Here is a 14,351-nt window from a genome sequence, read left to right on the forward strand (position 1 = left end):
CCGCGGCCTGAAGCATCGCGTTCATTCGTCATTAGGGTAAGCTTGCTGCCGCGTTACGCGTTTGACTGAAATAGCCTGAGCCGCGTCTGACTTTTCCACAGAGATAAATCATGAAAAATTTATGGGCAGCCTTTGCGATCATGTTGGCGTTTACGCTGACCACGGAAGTGGCTCATGCCAAGCGTTTTGGTGGCGGTAAGTCATTTGGCCGTACGTATCAAACCACGCCTGCACAGCCAAGCAAGTCCAGTGCTGATGCCCCTGCGCAGCGACAGCAGGCAGCCGCTCATTCAGCCGCGCAGCCTGCAAAGGCTGCAGGCAAAGGTATGATGGGCGGCCTGTTAGGTGGCTTACTGGTCGGTGGCCTGTTTGCGGCTCTCTTCGCGGGCGGTGCGTTCGAAGGTCTACAGTTTATGGACATCCTGATTGCGGCGGCGCTGGCCTTCGTTGCCTACAAGATTTTCCGTTTGCTGCGGCAGGGTAATGCGCCTGCTGGAGCCGCTACGCGTGCGCCACAGCCTGCCTATGCAGGCACGCCGAACACTGCACCTCCTGTCTTTGGCAATCGTCGAGATAACTTTGTGAGCAGCAGCCCGGTGAGTGCAGGCAGCGATGCAGTGCCTATGACGTTGCCCCTAGGCTTCGATACACCCGCTTTTCTGGATGGTGCAAAAGAACACTTCCGCACGTTGCAAGACGCCTGGAACCAGAATGATCTGGCCAAAATCGAAGAGTATGCGACGCCTGCGTTGTACGCCGAGTTGGTCGCCGAACGCGCCAGCTTGTCCGGTGCTCAACACACCGAAGTCATTCGTGTGGATTCTGAGCTGGTTCGTGCCGATGAAAAATTCGGTCTCGCCGAAGTCAGTATTCGATTCAGCGGCCGCTATCGTGATGTCGTGGAAGGTGTGGAAGAAGATTTTACCGATGTGTGGCACCTCGAACGTGATGGTTCTAAGGCCGAAAATCCTTGGCTGATTACGGGTATTGAATCGACTTAAGCGGCAGTCGCATGACGCGCTACGCCGTCATCGATTTTGAAACCAACGGCCTCATGCCAGATCAAGGCGGCCGAGCCCTGGAAGTGGCCGCCGTCTTGCTGCAGGATGGCCAGATTGTCGATTCCTGGCAGAGCCTGATGAACCCCGGCGTTCGCGTGCCGCGATTCATTACCTCGCTCACCGGCATTACGCCCATGATGATTCGCGGAGCACCCGCGCCTGAGCGGGTGATGGCTGAAATTGCTGAGTTTGTCGGTGATGCCATCTTGGTTGCCCACAACGCCAGCTTCGACCGCAAATTCTGGCAGCATGAGCTTTCGCGAATAGACCTAGCGCATCAGCACGAATTTCTCTGCACCGTCCTCATCGCCCGCCGGCTCTATCCCTGGGCCAGCAACCACAAGCTCGCCACCCTCGTAGACCTGCACAACATCCCTGTCGACGGTCGTCATCACCGAGCTCTAGCGGATGCCAGCATGACCGCGCACTTATTTCTGCGCATGCAAGCCGACCTGGCCGCATTATATCAAGGCGCTGAAACCAAGCCCGGCTTCCTCAACACCTACCAGAAAACCGTCAAAACTCAACTCAAGTCCGCCCCTAGCTCACCCCGAACACATGTCTGACAGCTGCGGGCTCGCCGAGCTATTTATGCACTGAAGCAGGTCTGGCGCTGAGGGGGAATGGTGCAGGAAACGTTCGAGGCATGGATGCCGAGAAGAGCGCTCAGGGATGGGTTCACAGCGTTTTCCAGCACCATTCCCCCTCAGCGCCAGACCGTCGTTAAAGCGCATAAAAAAGCCCGGAACAAGTCCGGGCTTTTCGCGCATCAGTTCAACGAGATCAGGTCAATTGAGCCATGTTGATCTTGTCGGCCTGATCCGTGTACTCGCTCATCTTATCGAAGTTCAAGTAACGGTAGATGTCGGCAGACATGGCATCGAGCTTGCCTGCGTACTCCATGTACTCGGCTACGGTTGGCAGTTTGCCCATCACCGCGGCAACCGAGGCGAGCTCAGCCGAGGCCAGATAAACATCAGCGCCCTGACCGAGACGGTTCGGGAAGTTGCGGGTCGACGTGGAAACGCAGGTAGTGTTCGGCGCGACGCGAGCTTGGTTACCCATGCACAGCGAGCAGCCCGGCATTTCGGTGCGGGCACCGGCACGGCCGTAGATGTTGTAATAGCCTTCTTCCATGAGCTGGTGCTCATCCATGCGGGTCGGCGGAGCCAGCCACAGGCGGGTAGCGAGCGAACCGCCTTCCACCTTGTCGAGCAGTTTGCCGGCAGCACGGAAGTGACCGATGTTGGTCATACACGAGCCGATAAACACTTCATCGATCTTGGCGCCAGCGACTTGCGACAGTGGCTTGGCATCGTCTGGATCGTTCGGGCAGCACAGGATCGGTTCTTTGATCTCGTTCAGATCGATCTCATAGATGGTGGCGTATTCGGCATCTTTGTCAGCGCGCAACAACGATGGGTTGGCCAGCCACTTCTCCATGGCAACAATACGACGAGCCATGGTGCGAGCATCGCCGTAGCCGTTCGAGATCATCCACTTCAGCATGGTGATGTTCGAGGTCAGGTACTCGGCAACCGACTTCTCGCTCAGGGTGATCGAGCAACCGGCGGCGGAACGCTCAGCCGAGGCATCGGACAGTTCGAACGCCTGTTCAACAGTCAGATCTTCCAGACCTTCGATTTCCAGGATGCGACCGTTGAAGACGTTCTTCTTGCCCTTCTTCTCGATGGTCAGTTCGCCACGCTGGATGGCCGCGTAGGGAATGGCATGCACGAGGTCACGCAGGGTGATGCCAGGCTGCATCTTGCCCTTGAAGCGAACCAGTACCGATTCCGGCATGTCCAGCGGCATGACACCGGTGGCAGCGGCGAAAGCGACCAAGCCAGAACCGGCTGGGAAGGAAATGCCGATCGGGAAACGGGTGTGCGAATCGCCGCCGGTGCCGACGGTGTCCGGCAGCAGCATGCGGTTCAGCCAGGAGTGGATGATGCCGTCACCGGGACGCAGCGAAACCCCGCCACGGTTCATGATGAAGTCCGGCAGCGTGTGGTGAGTCTTCACGTCGACGGGCTTTGGATAAGCGGCAGTGTGGCAGAACGACTGCATGACGAGGTCGGCAGAGAAGCCCAAGCAAGCCAAGTCTTTCAGCTCGTCGCGGGTCATCGGGCCGGTGGTGTCCTGGGAGCCGACGGTGGTCATGTGCGGTTCGCAGTAGGTGCCGGGACGCACACCTTGGCCTTCAGGCAGACCGCAGGCGCGGCCGACCATTTTCTGAGCCTGGGTGAAACCTTTGCCTGTGTCTGCAGGTTGAACCGGTGTACGGAACAGAGTAGAGGGTGCCAGACCCAGCGCTTCACGAGCTTTCTTAGTCAGGCCACGGCCAATGATCAAGTTGATACGGCCACCGGCACGTACTTCGTCGAGCAGTACGGGCGTCTTCAGCGGAGCCTTAGCAATTTCGGCGCCGTTCTTGGTGGCGGTAACTTCGGCGGATTCGTGGTTGATGTGCAGGACAATTTCATCGCCCATGTTCATCTGGCCAACATCGAGCTCAATCGGCAGTGCGCCAGCATCTTCCATGGTGTTGAAGAAGATGGGGGCGATTTTGGAGCCGATGCAAACACCACCGTCACGCTTGTTCGGGATGTGCGGCAGGTCGTCGCCAGTGAACCACAGCACCGAGTTGGTGGCGGACTTACGGCTGGAGCCGGTGCCGACCACATCGCCGACATAGGCAACAATGTTGCCCTTGGCCTTGAGTTCTTCGATCAGCTTGAGCGGACCGACTTCACCCTGCTTAGCGGGAACGATGCCTTCGCGGGCATTCTTCAGCATGGCGTTAGCATGCAGTGGAATGTCTGGACGGCTCCACGCATCTTGGGCTGGCGACAAATCGTCCGTGTTGGTTTCGCCGGTGACTTTGAACACCGTGACCTTGATTTCGCGAGCAACTTCCGGACGGCTGGTGAACCATTCGGCATCGGCCCAAGACTGGATGACGGCCTTGGCATAAGCGTTGCCGCCCTTGGCTTTTTCTTCCACGTCGTGGAAGGCGTCAAATACCAGTAATGTTTTCTTCAGGGCTTCAGCGGCGGTAGCGGCGAGGGCTGCATCATCTAAAGCTGCAACCAGCGGCTCGACGTTGTAGCCGCCGAGCATGGTGCCGAGCAGGTAGGTCGCGCGCTCTTTGGTCACTAGCGGGGAACTGGCTTCGCCTTTCGTGACGGCAGCCAAGAATGCAGCTTTTACATAAGCGGCTTGGTCCACGCCTGGCGGAATGCGATTTTCGAGCAAATCAACGAGGAATGCTTCTTCGCCCTTAGGCGGGTTTTTCAGTAATTCAACCAGCGAGGCAACCTGGGCTTCATCCAGGGGCTTCGGGGGAACGCCGAGAGCGGCGCGTTCGGCAACATGTTGACGGTAGGCTTCGAGCACGGGGTGTGTCCTCTACGGGGGCGGCGGAATGCTGCCCCAATGGGCTGCCGTCACCGAAGCACACGGCATGCCAATTGGGGAAAGCACGAAATTCGGTTGAAAAGTGTAGCGGAAAGACCTGCTAAAAGTAAGGCTGTTCATCCTTTGCAACAGCATCCGTTAGTCTCAAATGAACAGCGACCAGTAAATCGGCTTATTTAAAGCCGAAGCGCTCATCCAGCGTGCCCTTATCTTGCGGGCTTTTGGTTGCGTAGTCGCGGGGGGGCTCGTAGCCGATCAGTTCGCTGTCCGCATACTGATCATAAGTGTGGGGTTCGCGAGCTTCGGGCGTACTGATGCTGGTAAATGCGTTCGCTGGATTTGAGTCTTTGCTTCGTTTCGGGTCATCGCACAGTAATTGTGCCCCTTGAATTAAGTGCTGGTGCACTTCCCGATAGCGCTGCGTCAGTTCATTAACGAGTTCGGCGGTTTCGCTGAAATGGTCACTAACATCGCTCTGATAGCGATCATGGCGCGCTTGCAAGTCTTGCAGCAGCATTTCGAGCTCTTGAACTCGGCGATCAGGCGCTTGGCGTTTCGTGAATACGACGCCCGCCGCTGCACCTAAGATAAAAATCAGCAAATAGACCAAAACACCCATCTTACGCTTCTCCTGAACAGCCGTGCTCAAACCTAATTGGCATTGGCGCGGCTAGGCACTATCTATACCATCTGCCACCACTCGTTTGAAAGTGCAGCGTACAGGAGTGCTCATGGCCGAGGCCATTGTTGTTTCGTCACAATCGTTATTGCCAGCCACTTTGGCGGCCGGTGAGCATCACCTGCTGTTAACAACCGCTACGTCTGTGATTGAGTTGGCGATCCACGTACCGAGTGTTCAAGCGGTCGGTTTGGCCTTGGTGTGTCACCCACATCCCTTAATGGGCGGAACGTTTGAAAATAAAGTTGTCACCACGCTTGCGCGCACGTTCCGTGATCAACGTTTAATGGCCATTCGATTTAACTTTCGCGGCGTTGGGGCTAGCACGGGTCAGTTTGATCACGGGCAGGGTGAGCAGGACGATGCCTTGGTGGTGATGCGCTGGGCACAGCAGCAATTTCAATTGCCCTGGCGACTGTTGGCGGGATTCTCCTTTGGTGCTTTTGTGGCGTTGCGTGTGCACACCGCATTGGCGTCGAATAGCACGGTTGAGCCGCCACCGCTTCCACGACTCTGTTTGGTTGCGCCGCCGGTCACGCGCTTCGACTTGTCGGCAGCGTCCCTCGTCGAGGGTACGGAAGTGATCTACGGTGATGCAGATGAAGTGGTCGATCCGCAGGCGATCGCGCAATGGCTGCTTGCAGCAGGTGCGGGTGTCAGAATCACTACCGTGCCAGGGGCGGGCCACTTTTTCCACGGTCAGTTGGCGGTATTAAAGGGGTGGGCTCAACGAGTCTGCGAAAAATTGATGAATGCCAGTGAAGAGCAACGTTAAGCATGACGCCATTGCAGTGTTACGAGCGCGATATCGCGAGTGGTCAGTTTCAATTTGATCCGGCGCAGTCGGAAGCAGTGATTGCATTGACTGAGGTTCATGCGGCGCTGCAGCAGCGTTTTGACGTGGCTAAAAAAGTCCGTGGCCCGGCGCGCTTGCGAGAAATTAAGCGGCAGAAAGTCCCGGCTCAAGGCTTGTATCTGTGGGGCGGGGTGGGGCGGGGTAAAACCTACCTCATGGATTTGTTTTATGAGCAAATTCCGTTTCGCCGAAAGATGCGCGTGCACTTTCATCGCTTTATGCAGCGTGTGCATAAAGATTTGGCGGCCCTGCAAGGCACAAAAAACCCCTTAACGGTTGTTGCCGAGCGTATACATGACGAAGCGGTGGTGATCTGCTTTGATGAGTTTTTTGTCACCGATATTGCCGATGCCATGATACTCGGCGGGTTGTTTGAGGCGTTGTTTGCTCGGGGGGTGACCTTGGTGGCAACGTCCAACATTGTGCCGGATCGTCTTTATGAGAATGGCCTGCAGCGGCAACGATTTTTGCCGACTATCGCCATGGTTAAACAGTTCTGTCGTGTCTTAAATGTTGACTCTGGTGTGGACTATCGCTTGAGAGTGTTGGAGCAGGCGGAGTTGTATCACTCGCCACTGGGGGATGCGGCAACACTGTCTTTAGCGAAATCGTTTCGCGAAATCACAATTGGCCAGCAGATTGTGCAAAGTCCTATTGACATTAATGACCGCTCGGTCGAGGTTATGTCCCGCACCGACGATGTGCTCATGTGTCGTTTTTCGGAGCTGTGCGAAAAGCCCCGAAGCGCTCACGATTACATTGAGATTGCGCGCGAATATCACTCGGTTGTGTTGGCAGATGTGCCGGCGCTGGGGGCGTCCAATGATGACGCTGCTCGCCGCTTCATCAATCTCGTCGACGAGTTTTACGACCGAAGTGTGAAGCTGATTATGTCTGCGGAGCTACCCATTCTTCAGCTTTACAGCGAAGGCCGGTTGAGTTTCGAGTTCCAGCGCACGCAAAGTCGACTGCAAGAAATGCAATCGCGAGACTATTTGGCGCGCGAACACCGCCCTTGAGTTTTTACCGACTCTAAACAGCGGCGGCGCGGGCCTTGTACTACGCCAACCCACTATTTGGAGAAGAACCATGATTCCACGCACCCTGTTTTCGCCCGAGCATGAAGGCTTTCGTGACACGTTGCGGAAGTTCCTAGAGAAAGAGTCCGTTCCGCATCACGCCCAGTGGGAAGAAGACGGTCAGGTTTCGCGAGAGCTATGGCTGAAAGCCGGCGAAAATGGGTTTCTATGCCCTACATTGCCAGAGGCTTACGGTGGGCCGGCAGCGGACTATCTCTACTCCATCATTGTCATGGAAGAGATTGCACGCATGGGTCAGAGCGGCATTGGCTGGGGGCTGCATACCGATATCGTCGCGCCGTACATCGAGCATTACGGCAACGAAGAGATGAAACTGCGCCTGCTACCGAAAATGGTTAGCGGTGACTTGATTGGTGCCATCGCCATGACAGAGCCGGGCGGTGGGTCTGACTTGCAGGCAGTGAAAACGACCGCGATTGATCAGGGTGATCACTACTTGCTGAATGGGTCGAAAACCTTCATTACCAATGGCCAGATGGCCGACATCGTTATTGTGGTTGCGAAAACAGACCCTTCGCAGGGTGCCAAAGGCATTTCGCTGTTTGTGGTCGAGCGCGGCATGCCTGGCTTTGAGCGTGGTCGTAACTTGCACAAAGTCGGGATGAAGGCTCAAGACACCTCTGAGCTGTTTTTTAATGACGTTAAAGTGCCCAAAGCCAACTTAATTGGCGCCGAAGGCATGGGCTTTGTCTATCTAATGCAGGAATTGCCCCAGGAGCGTTTAGGCATTGCCGTTAACGCGGTGGCGCAGATGGAGGGCGCGTTGCAGCTGACCCTAGACTATGTGCGTGAGCGTAAAGCCTTTGGTAAGCGCGTCGGCGACTTCCAGAACACCCAGTATAAGTTAGCCGAGATCCACACCAAGATTGAAGTGGCACGGACCTATGTTGACCGTTGTATTGAGCTGCATATGCAGAAGAAGCTGGATATTCAGAGTGCAGCTGCGGCAAAATACTGGGTAACCGACCTGCAGTTCGAAGTGGCTGATGAATGTGTTCAGCTCTTTGGCGGCTATGGTTACATGTGGGAGTATCCGATTGCGCGTATGTGGGCAGATTGCCGCGTACAGCGTATCTACGGTGGCACCAATGAGATCATGAAGGGCATTATTGCTCGCACACTGATCTAATTGCGGCTCGTCTGAGTGCTTAAAGCGCCCAATCGAGAATTTTTATTCGCTTGGGCGTTGTCAAAGTCGAAGACCTTGGGTACTATTCGCGACCTCATTGCGACAGCCTGATTTTCAGGGGTCGCGGACTCTGTTTTTATGAAGGCATGTTGACATGAAGACTTTCAGTGCCAAGCCCGCAGACGTTAAGCGCGACTGGTTCGTCGTTGACGCAGACGGCAAGACTCTCGGTCGTTTAGCGACCGAAATTGCAAGCCGCCTGCGTGGCAAGCACAAGCCGGAGTTCACTCCGCACGTTGATACAGGCGACTACATCGTAGTTGTGAATGCCGCTAAAGTTGCTATTACTGGCAACAAGGCTCACGCCAAAGTTTACTGGCACCACACGGGTTTCCCCGGTGGTATCAAGGGCGTCAATTTCGAGAAGCTCATTGCTGCTAAGCCAGCTGCGCCAATCGAGATCGCTGTCCGTGGCATGTTGCCAAAAGGCCCATTGGGTCGCGACATGCTGAGCAAGCTGAAGGTTTACGGTGGCGCCGAGCACCCGCATTCTGCACAGCAGCCCAAAGAACTGATCATCTGAGCTGAATGCTATGACAACAAATTACGGAACAGGCCGTCGTAAGACAGCTACTGCACGCGTTTTCATCAGCCCAGGCACTGGCAACATTGTTGTCAATGACCGTCCGCTGGATACCTATTTTGGTCGCGAAACTGCGCGTATGGTTGTTCGTCAGCCACTCGAGTTGGTTGAGCTGCTGACCAAGTTTGACATCAAAGTTACTGTCGCTGGCGGCGGTATCGGTGGTCAAGCTGGCGCAATCCGTCACGGCATTACCCGTGCGCTGGTTGAGTACAACGAAGAGCTGAAGTCGCCGCTGCGTAAGGCTGGCTTCGTGACTCGTGATGCCCGTGAAGTTGAGCGTAAGAAGCTCGGCCTGCGTAAAGCACGTAAGCGTCCACAGTACTCCAAGCGTTAATATTGGCCGCCTTAGGGCGGCTAATAGTGGGGAATCGTCTAACGGTAGGACTACGGTCTCTGACACCGTCTGTCTAGGTTCGAATCCTAGTTCCCCAGCCAATTTAAAAGCCCAAGACCTTTGTCTTGGGCTTTTTTGTTTCTCAGGATGTTTGTATTTCATCCGGACAAACCCCATGCAATACGGCTGTTTCAGGCGATCAATTACCTTGTCAGTGGTAGGTGATTTCATTACCATTACTCGGTTTTCTAAGCAGAGCCGAAATGCCCGTCTTGCGTGCATTTTCGGTGGCCATTAGCTGATTCGGAGAGTGCGTCAATGAGTACTGACGGCGTAAATGTTGATCGCCGGCGCCTGTTGATTGGTGCCACTGCAGCCATGGGCGCAGTTGGCGTCGCAGCGGCTGCGGTTCCCTTTGTAAAGTCCTGGAACCCAAGCGCCAAAGCAAAAGCCGCGGGGGCATCGGTCAAGGCCGATATCAGCCAACTTGAAGTTGGCCAGCGTGCGGTCTTCGAGTGGCGCGGTAAGCCGGTTTGGGTTGTGCGACGCACGCCACAAATGCTGGCTGACCTTCCGAAAAATGATGCGGATCTGAAAGATCCTACGTCGTCGGAAGAAGGGCAGCAGCCAGAGTACGCACGCAATGCGGTGCGCTCTATCAAGCCTGAGTTTCTGATTCTGACGGGTATTTGTACGCACTTGGGCTGCTCGCCGTTGTTTAGGCCTGAAGTTGCTGCAGCCGATCTCGGCGCGGATTGGAAAGGCGGCTTCTTCTGCCCTTGCCACGGCTCGCGTTTTGATTTGGCCGGTCGCGTTTTTAACAATGTGCCTGCGCCGACGAACTTGGTGGTTCCGCCCCATATGTATGAGTCGGATGCAATCGTGATCATTGGCGAGGAGAAAGCATAATGGCCAATATCGGCAAAAGCTTGATGGGCTGGGTGGATGCGCGCTTCCCCGCGACTGAAACTTACGAATATCACATGTCGAAGTATTACGCCCCGAAGAACTTCAACTTCTGGTACTTCTTCGGCGTGCTGTCCATGATCGTGCTGGTCAATCAGCTGGTCACCGGCATTTGGCTCACGATGTCCTACAACCCATCGGGTGAAGGCGCATTTGACTCCATCGAATACATCATGCGTGATGTGGAATACGGTTGGTTGTTGCGCTACATGCACTCGACGGGCGCGTCGGCGTTCTTTGTGGTGGTTTATCTGCACATGTTCCGTGGCTTGCTCTACGGTTCGTACAAAAAGCCACGCGAGCTGGTGTGGTTGTTCGGTATGGCCATCTACTTGGCACTGATGGCTGAAGGCTTCTTCGGCTACCTGCTGCCTTGGGGCAACATGTCGTACTGGGGTGCTCAGGTTATTCTGAACTTGGCTGGCGCTGTACCTGTTGTGGGTGAAGAGCTGGTGACTTGGGTGCGTGGCGATTACCTGATTTCGGGTATTACGCTGAACCGCTTCTTCGCGCTGCACGTGGTCGCGATTCCGTTGGTGCTAGTGGCGCTGGTGTTTATGCACTTGGTCGCTCTGCATCACGTGGGTTCCAACAACCCTGACGGCGTTGACATCAAGAAAGTGAAAGATGAAAACGGCATCCCGTTGGATGGCGTGCCGTTCCACCCTTACTACACCGTTCATGATTTGGTGGGCATTGTGGTGTTCTTGGCAGCGTTTAGCGCGGTCTTGTTTTTCTTCCCAGACGGTGGCGGCTACTTCCTGGAGCGTCCGAACTTTGAGCCGGCGAACCCCCTGAAAACGCCCGAGCACATTGCACCGGTTTGGTACTACACCCCTTACTACGCGATTTTGCGTGCGGTGCCGTCGAAGCTTGGTGGTGTGATTGCCATGGGCGCTGCCATTGCTATCCTGTTTGTGTTGCCTTGGCTGGATAAGAGCCCAGTCAAGTCCATGCGCTACAAGGGTACGCAGAGCAAGATCTGGTTGGGCTTGTTCGTGGTCAGCTTTATCGGTCTGGGTTACCTGGGTGCGGTACCTTCTGACCCCATTAAAACGATGATTTCGCAGATTCTGACGATCATTTACTTCTTGTTCTTCTTACTCATGCCGTTCTACACCTCGATGGAGACGGTCAAAGCCGTACCTGACCGTGTCACAGGGGGAGCACACTGATGAAAAAGCTGATTCTTGCCCTTTGTCTGGTTTTCGCTCCCTCGTGGGTCTTGGCCTCGGGTGGCGGCGGTTGCGGTGAGTTGCATGAGTGCGAAAAAGCTCCCGTTGACTTGCGCAACAAGGAGTCACTGCAGCACGGTGCTCAACTCTTTTTGAGTTACTGCTCGGGCTGCCACAGCGCCAAGTATCTTCGTTATGAGCGTATGGCTCAGGACTTAGATATTGAGCCTAAGCTGGTTGAGAAGTACATGATGTTTGCGGCGGACAAGATCGGTGATCCGATTGACCCCAAAGTAAATCAAAAGGATCAGGCGAAGTGGTTCGGTAATGCACCACCTGACCTGTCCTTGGAAACACGTTTCCGCTCACCCGATTGGGTTTATACCTACCTGTTGAACTTCTATCCCGATGACAAGCGTCCTTGGGGTGTGAACAACCGTGTCTTCAAGGACGTAGGTATGCCACACGTTTTGGATCCGCTGGAGCAGCAGTTAGGCCCAGAGGAGTTTGAAGCGGCCGTGGGCGACCTGGTCAATTTCATGACTTACATGGCTGAGCCTAGCCGTGTGACACGTGAGAGCATGGGTGTTTGGGTGCTGTTGTTCTTGGCGCTGCTGATGGTGCCAGTGTACTTGCTCAATAAAGAGTTTTGGAAAGACGTCAAATAAGCTAGTCGGCTGCACATGCCGTGCAGTCGGCTTTTGACAAAGGGGGACGTCTAAACGGGCGTCGCCCTTTTGTCTTTTTTGTTGTTAGGAGGGTTTCATCATGGCAACCGCTGCGCGTCGCGCCTCAATGACGTTTTATTCGGATGCTGCCGATCATTACAGTCACCGTGTCCGCATTGTTTTAGCGGAAAAAGGTGTTTCTGTTGATGTCATCAATGTGCGAGACAATAATCGCCCTGCGGACTTAGCAGATTTGAATCCGTACAACCAGCTTCCCGTTCTCGTGGATCGTGAGCTCTCGTTGTACGAAACCAAGATCATGATGGAATACCTCGACGAGCGTTTTCCGCACCCGCCTTTATTGCCGGTTTATCCTGTGGCGCGTGCTCAGGCTCGACTGCTGGCCTATCGTATCGAGCGCGACTGGTGCGCCTTGGTGGATGCAGCCTTGACAAGTAAGGGCAAGGAGCTGGTTATTCAGAAGGCGCGTAAAGATTTGCGTGACAGCCTGATTACCATTGCGCCGATTTTCCAAGAAAAAGCGTTCTTTATGAGCGATGAGTTCTCATTGCTGGATTGCATGTTGGCGCCCATCCTGTGGCGTTTGCCGATTCTCGGCATTGATCTGCCCGAAAAAGCCTGTGCCCCGATGTTGCGTTACATGGATCGTATCTTCCGTCGTGATGGCTTCTTGGCTAGCTTGACGGATGTCGAGCGAGACATGCGTCGCGGAGGCTAAGCGATGTCGTTGAAGGGTACGCGTCCCTACTTGGTGCGGGCATTGAATGAATGGATTTTAGATCAAGGCTGGACGCCGTATTTATTGGTCAATGCCCAGTGGCCCCAAGTGCAGGTGCCTGAGGCATTTGTTGAAGACGGCCGGATCGTGTTGAACATCAATCCGTCTGCGGTTCGTGAGCTGCAGCTGAACAATCATGAAGTGACTTTTTCAGCACGCTTCGCGGGCTCGCCTCAGTGGGTTCAAGTGCCCATCGGTGCGGTCTTGGGGATTTATGCGCGAGAAAATGGCGACGGCTTATTCTTTGATGAGGATGAGTACACGCCAGATTCGGCGCCAACCGCTGACGTGAAGGCGGCTGAGTTACCTAAAAAGGAAACTAAGCCACGCCCCAGTCTGCGTGTAGTGAAATAAATCAGCTGGCGGTATCAGGCAAAATATCCACAATCTTGACAATGCGAGTCACGCCATCCAGTGCTTGTAAGCGAACGATGGCGCGATCGGTTTCGCGTTGCGTTAACTTGCCCATCAAATAAAGTGTGCCGTTAATGGCGGTTACCGTGGCCTGGCTGCTGCGTAGGCCATCCGCTGATAGCAGGCTGAAGTTGGCTTTGCGTTCCAATAAGTCATCACCTAAGCGATCGCTGATTGAGCGATTCAGGCCAATGCTGAGTTCGTTGTGCACGACCTTCACATCGGTATAACGCTTTGCCACGGCACCAATTTGCGCCTTAATGTCTGCATTGGGCACTTCACCGACCAGAAGGACGGACTGGTAGAAGCTAACCACTTCAATGCGAGCGTCTTTGGCAGCAGGCACCATCTTATAAACATCGACGCGAACTGACTGCGCCAGCGTGAAGTCATTGATGCGCGAGGAAGTGGTGCGCGTCCCGGGCTCGGCAACACTTGGGCCTACGCCGACTTTAGCCAGGGTGGTGCAACCAGCTAAAACCGTGGTGGCGAGGGCTAGGGCTGTAAACGTTCTGGTGCGTTTTAGATTAAGCAAGGTCGGGATCTCCGAAAAGTGAGGTGTCGATTAACGCGCAACAGCAGTGCAATGTAAACAATTGTGCTTCATGAACCCGATAAGCGCGATGTTCCGGTATTTGAATGAGTGCATCGCCAGAGGTGAGCAGGCGTGCCACTTCACCGCCATTGGCGCCAGTAATGGCAACTACGGGGCAGCCGCGCTCCTGCGCTGCTTGCACGACCGAGACAATATTCGCAGCGGTAGCGGTAGCGGACAGCACAATGAGGACGTCGCCTGGCTGTGCAAATGCTAAAAATGGGCGTGAAAAAGATTCGGTCAGGCGATTATCTTGCGCAAGGGCGCTGAGCGTCACACTGTCGGGTGCCAGCACGAAGGCGGGCAGGGCGGGGCGTTCATGTTCAAATCGATTGAGCATTTTGCTGACAAAGGACTGGGCATTGGCGCCCGATGCACCATTGCCGCAGCAGATAATTTTGCGCTCATGAATCAGGGCGTCGACCATAACCAGTGCGGCTTGGGATATCGCTTCAGCCTGCTCTTCAGCTAGGCGCGATAGCATATTCATGCTGTCATGACACATCTGG

General features: G+C 54.9%; 16 protein-coding genes and 1 tRNA gene. 13 read left to right on the forward strand and 4 right to left on the reverse strand.

Annotated features, from left to right (window positions below):
* Nucleotides 1–110: 110 nt before the first annotated feature.
* Nucleotides 111–1,001, forward strand: coding sequence for a Tim44 domain-containing protein (locus tag A8710_RS03725; protein WP_068858174.1), 891 nt, complete (start codon nt 111–113; stop codon nt 999–1,001).
* A gap of 11 nt (nt 1,002–1,012) precedes the next feature.
* Nucleotides 1,013–1,627: a 3'-5' exonuclease gene (locus A8710_RS03730; protein WP_068858175.1), complete on the forward strand. Its 615-nt coding sequence runs from the start codon at nt 1,013–1,015 to the stop codon at nt 1,625–1,627.
* Nucleotides 1,628–1,844: 217 nt separating this feature from the next.
* On the opposite strand, the gene A8710_RS03740 is transcribed toward A8710_RS03730, so the two are convergent.
* Complete coding sequence (locus A8710_RS03740; protein WP_068858177.1) at nt 1,845–4,460, reverse strand: bifunctional aconitate hydratase 2/2-methylisocitrate dehydratase; 2,616 nt, start codon at nt 4,458–4,460, stop codon at nt 1,845–1,847.
* A 193-nt stretch (nt 4,461–4,653) separates the two neighbouring features.
* Nucleotides 4,654–5,100, reverse strand: coding sequence for a YhcB family protein (locus A8710_RS03745; RefSeq protein ID WP_068858178.1), 447 nt, complete (start codon nt 5,098–5,100; stop codon nt 4,654–4,656).
* A 112-nt stretch (nt 5,101–5,212) separates the two neighbouring features.
* Between A8710_RS03745 and A8710_RS03750 the strand changes: the two genes are divergently transcribed.
* The 11 genes from A8710_RS03750 to A8710_RS03800 all read left to right on the forward strand — a co-directional run bounded on the left by A8710_RS03750 (nt 5,213) and on the right by A8710_RS03800 (nt 13,187).
* A complete protein-coding gene (locus A8710_RS03750; protein ID WP_198341615.1) occupies nt 5,213–5,935 on the forward strand; it encodes an alpha/beta hydrolase in 723 nt (240 codons plus the stop codon).
* A 2-nt stretch (nt 5,936–5,937) separates the two neighbouring features.
* A complete protein-coding gene (zapE, locus tag A8710_RS03755) occupies nt 5,938–7,035 on the forward strand; it encodes a cell division protein ZapE (RefSeq protein WP_068858179.1) in 1,098 nt (365 codons plus the stop codon).
* Between the two features lie 70 nt (nt 7,036–7,105).
* Entirely contained in the window at nt 7,106–8,245 is a 1,140-nt protein-coding gene (locus A8710_RS03760; protein ID WP_068858180.1) for an acyl-CoA dehydrogenase family protein, read from the forward strand.
* A 154-nt stretch (nt 8,246–8,399) separates the two neighbouring features.
* Nucleotides 8,400–8,828: a 50S ribosomal protein L13 gene (gene rplM / locus A8710_RS03765; protein WP_068858181.1), complete on the forward strand. Its 429-nt coding sequence runs from the start codon at nt 8,400–8,402 to the stop codon at nt 8,826–8,828.
* A gap of 10 nt (nt 8,829–8,838) precedes the next feature.
* Nucleotides 8,839–9,225 carry a 30S ribosomal protein S9 gene (gene rpsI, locus A8710_RS03770; RefSeq protein ID WP_068858182.1) on the forward strand — a complete coding sequence of 129 codons (387 nt, stop codon included), beginning with the start codon at nt 8,839–8,841 and terminating at the stop codon, nt 9,223–9,225.
* 27 nt (nt 9,226–9,252) lie between these two features.
* Nucleotides 9,253–9,326, forward strand: a tRNA-Gln gene (locus A8710_RS03775).
* 217 nt (nt 9,327–9,543) lie between these two features.
* Nucleotides 9,544–10,134, forward strand: coding sequence for a ubiquinol-cytochrome c reductase iron-sulfur subunit (petA, locus tag A8710_RS03780; protein ID WP_068858183.1), 591 nt, complete (start codon nt 9,544–9,546; stop codon nt 10,132–10,134).
* Nucleotides 10,135–10,157: 23 nt separating this feature from the next.
* The gene (locus A8710_RS03785) at nt 10,158–11,366 is read left to right on the forward strand and encodes a cytochrome b (RefSeq protein ID WP_068860553.1); all 1,209 of its coding nucleotides are present in this window, start codon (nt 10,158–10,160) and stop codon (nt 11,364–11,366) included.
* Nucleotides 11,366–12,034, forward strand: coding sequence for a cytochrome c1 (locus A8710_RS03790; RefSeq protein WP_068858184.1), 669 nt, complete (start codon nt 11,366–11,368; stop codon nt 12,032–12,034). The genes A8710_RS03785 and A8710_RS03790 overlap by 1 nt, the downstream gene beginning before the upstream one ends.
* Nucleotides 12,035–12,134: 100 nt before the next feature.
* Nucleotides 12,135–12,773: a glutathione S-transferase N-terminal domain-containing protein gene (locus A8710_RS03795; protein WP_068858185.1), complete on the forward strand. Its 639-nt coding sequence runs from the start codon at nt 12,135–12,137 to the stop codon at nt 12,771–12,773.
* 9 nt (nt 12,774–12,782) lie between these two features.
* Nucleotides 12,783–13,187, forward strand: coding sequence for a ClpXP protease specificity-enhancing factor (locus A8710_RS03800; RefSeq protein ID WP_319822948.1), 405 nt, complete (start codon nt 12,783–12,785; stop codon nt 13,185–13,187).
* Between the two features lies 1 nt (nt 13,188).
* Here the strand turns inward: A8710_RS03800 and A8710_RS03805 are convergent, their stop codons facing one another.
* Together A8710_RS03805 and A8710_RS03810 are read right to left on the reverse strand one after the other, a co-directional pair.
* Nucleotides 13,189–13,782, reverse strand: a complete 594-nt coding sequence (locus tag A8710_RS03805; protein ID WP_068858187.1) for a BON domain-containing protein — start codon at nt 13,780–13,782, stop codon at nt 13,189–13,191.
* Complete coding sequence (locus A8710_RS03810; RefSeq protein WP_157686273.1) at nt 13,775–14,332, reverse strand: D-sedoheptulose-7-phosphate isomerase; 558 nt, start codon at nt 14,330–14,332, stop codon at nt 13,775–13,777. The genes A8710_RS03805 and A8710_RS03810 overlap by 8 nt, the downstream gene beginning before the upstream one ends.
* Between the last annotated feature and the right edge of the window lie 19 nt (nt 14,333–14,351).

The sequence above is a fragment of the Perlucidibaca aquatica genome, assembly GCF_001676655.1.
GTDB classification, from domain to species: Bacteria; Pseudomonadota; Gammaproteobacteria; order Pseudomonadales; family Moraxellaceae; genus Perlucidibaca; species Perlucidibaca aquatica.

Bases quoted from the DNA above. Each gene is read 5' to 3' on its own strand.
- zapE (WP_068858179.1), top strand. From the start codon at position 5,938: ATGACGCCATTGCAGTGTTACGAGCGCGATATCGCGAGTGGTCAGTTT.
- A8710_RS03760 (WP_068858180.1), top strand. From the start codon at position 7,106: ATGATTCCACGCACCCTGTTTTCGCCCGAGCATGAAGGCTTTCGTGAC.
- rplM (WP_068858181.1), top strand. From the start codon at position 8,400: ATGAAGACTTTCAGTGCCAAGCCCGCAGACGTTAAGCGCGACTGGTTC.
- A8710_RS03750 (WP_198341615.1), top strand. From the start codon at position 5,213: ATGGCCGAGGCCATTGTTGTTTCGTCACAATCGTTATTGCCAGCCACT.
- A8710_RS03785 (WP_068860553.1), top strand. From the start codon at position 10,158: ATGGGCTGGGTGGATGCGCGCTTCCCCGCGACTGAAACTTACGAATAT.
- A8710_RS03745 (WP_068858178.1), bottom strand. From the start codon at position 5,100: ATGGGTGTTTTGGTCTATTTGCTGATTTTTATCTTAGGTGCAGCGGCG.
- A8710_RS03790 (WP_068858184.1), top strand. From the start codon at position 11,366: ATGAAAAAGCTGATTCTTGCCCTTTGTCTGGTTTTCGCTCCCTCGTGG.
- A8710_RS03730 (WP_068858175.1), top strand. From the start codon at position 1,013: ATGACGCGCTACGCCGTCATCGATTTTGAAACCAACGGCCTCATGCCA.
- petA (WP_068858183.1), top strand. From the start codon at position 9,544: ATGAGTACTGACGGCGTAAATGTTGATCGCCGGCGCCTGTTGATTGGT.
- A8710_RS03810 (WP_157686273.1), bottom strand. From the start codon at position 14,332: ATGAATATGCTATCGCGCCTAGCTGAAGAGCAGGCTGAAGCGATATCC.
- A8710_RS03795 (WP_068858185.1), top strand. From the start codon at position 12,135: ATGGCAACCGCTGCGCGTCGCGCCTCAATGACGTTTTATTCGGATGCT.
- rpsI (WP_068858182.1), top strand. From the start codon at position 8,839: ATGACAACAAATTACGGAACAGGCCGTCGTAAGACAGCTACTGCACGC.
- A8710_RS03725 (WP_068858174.1), top strand. From the start codon at position 111: ATGAAAAATTTATGGGCAGCCTTTGCGATCATGTTGGCGTTTACGCTG.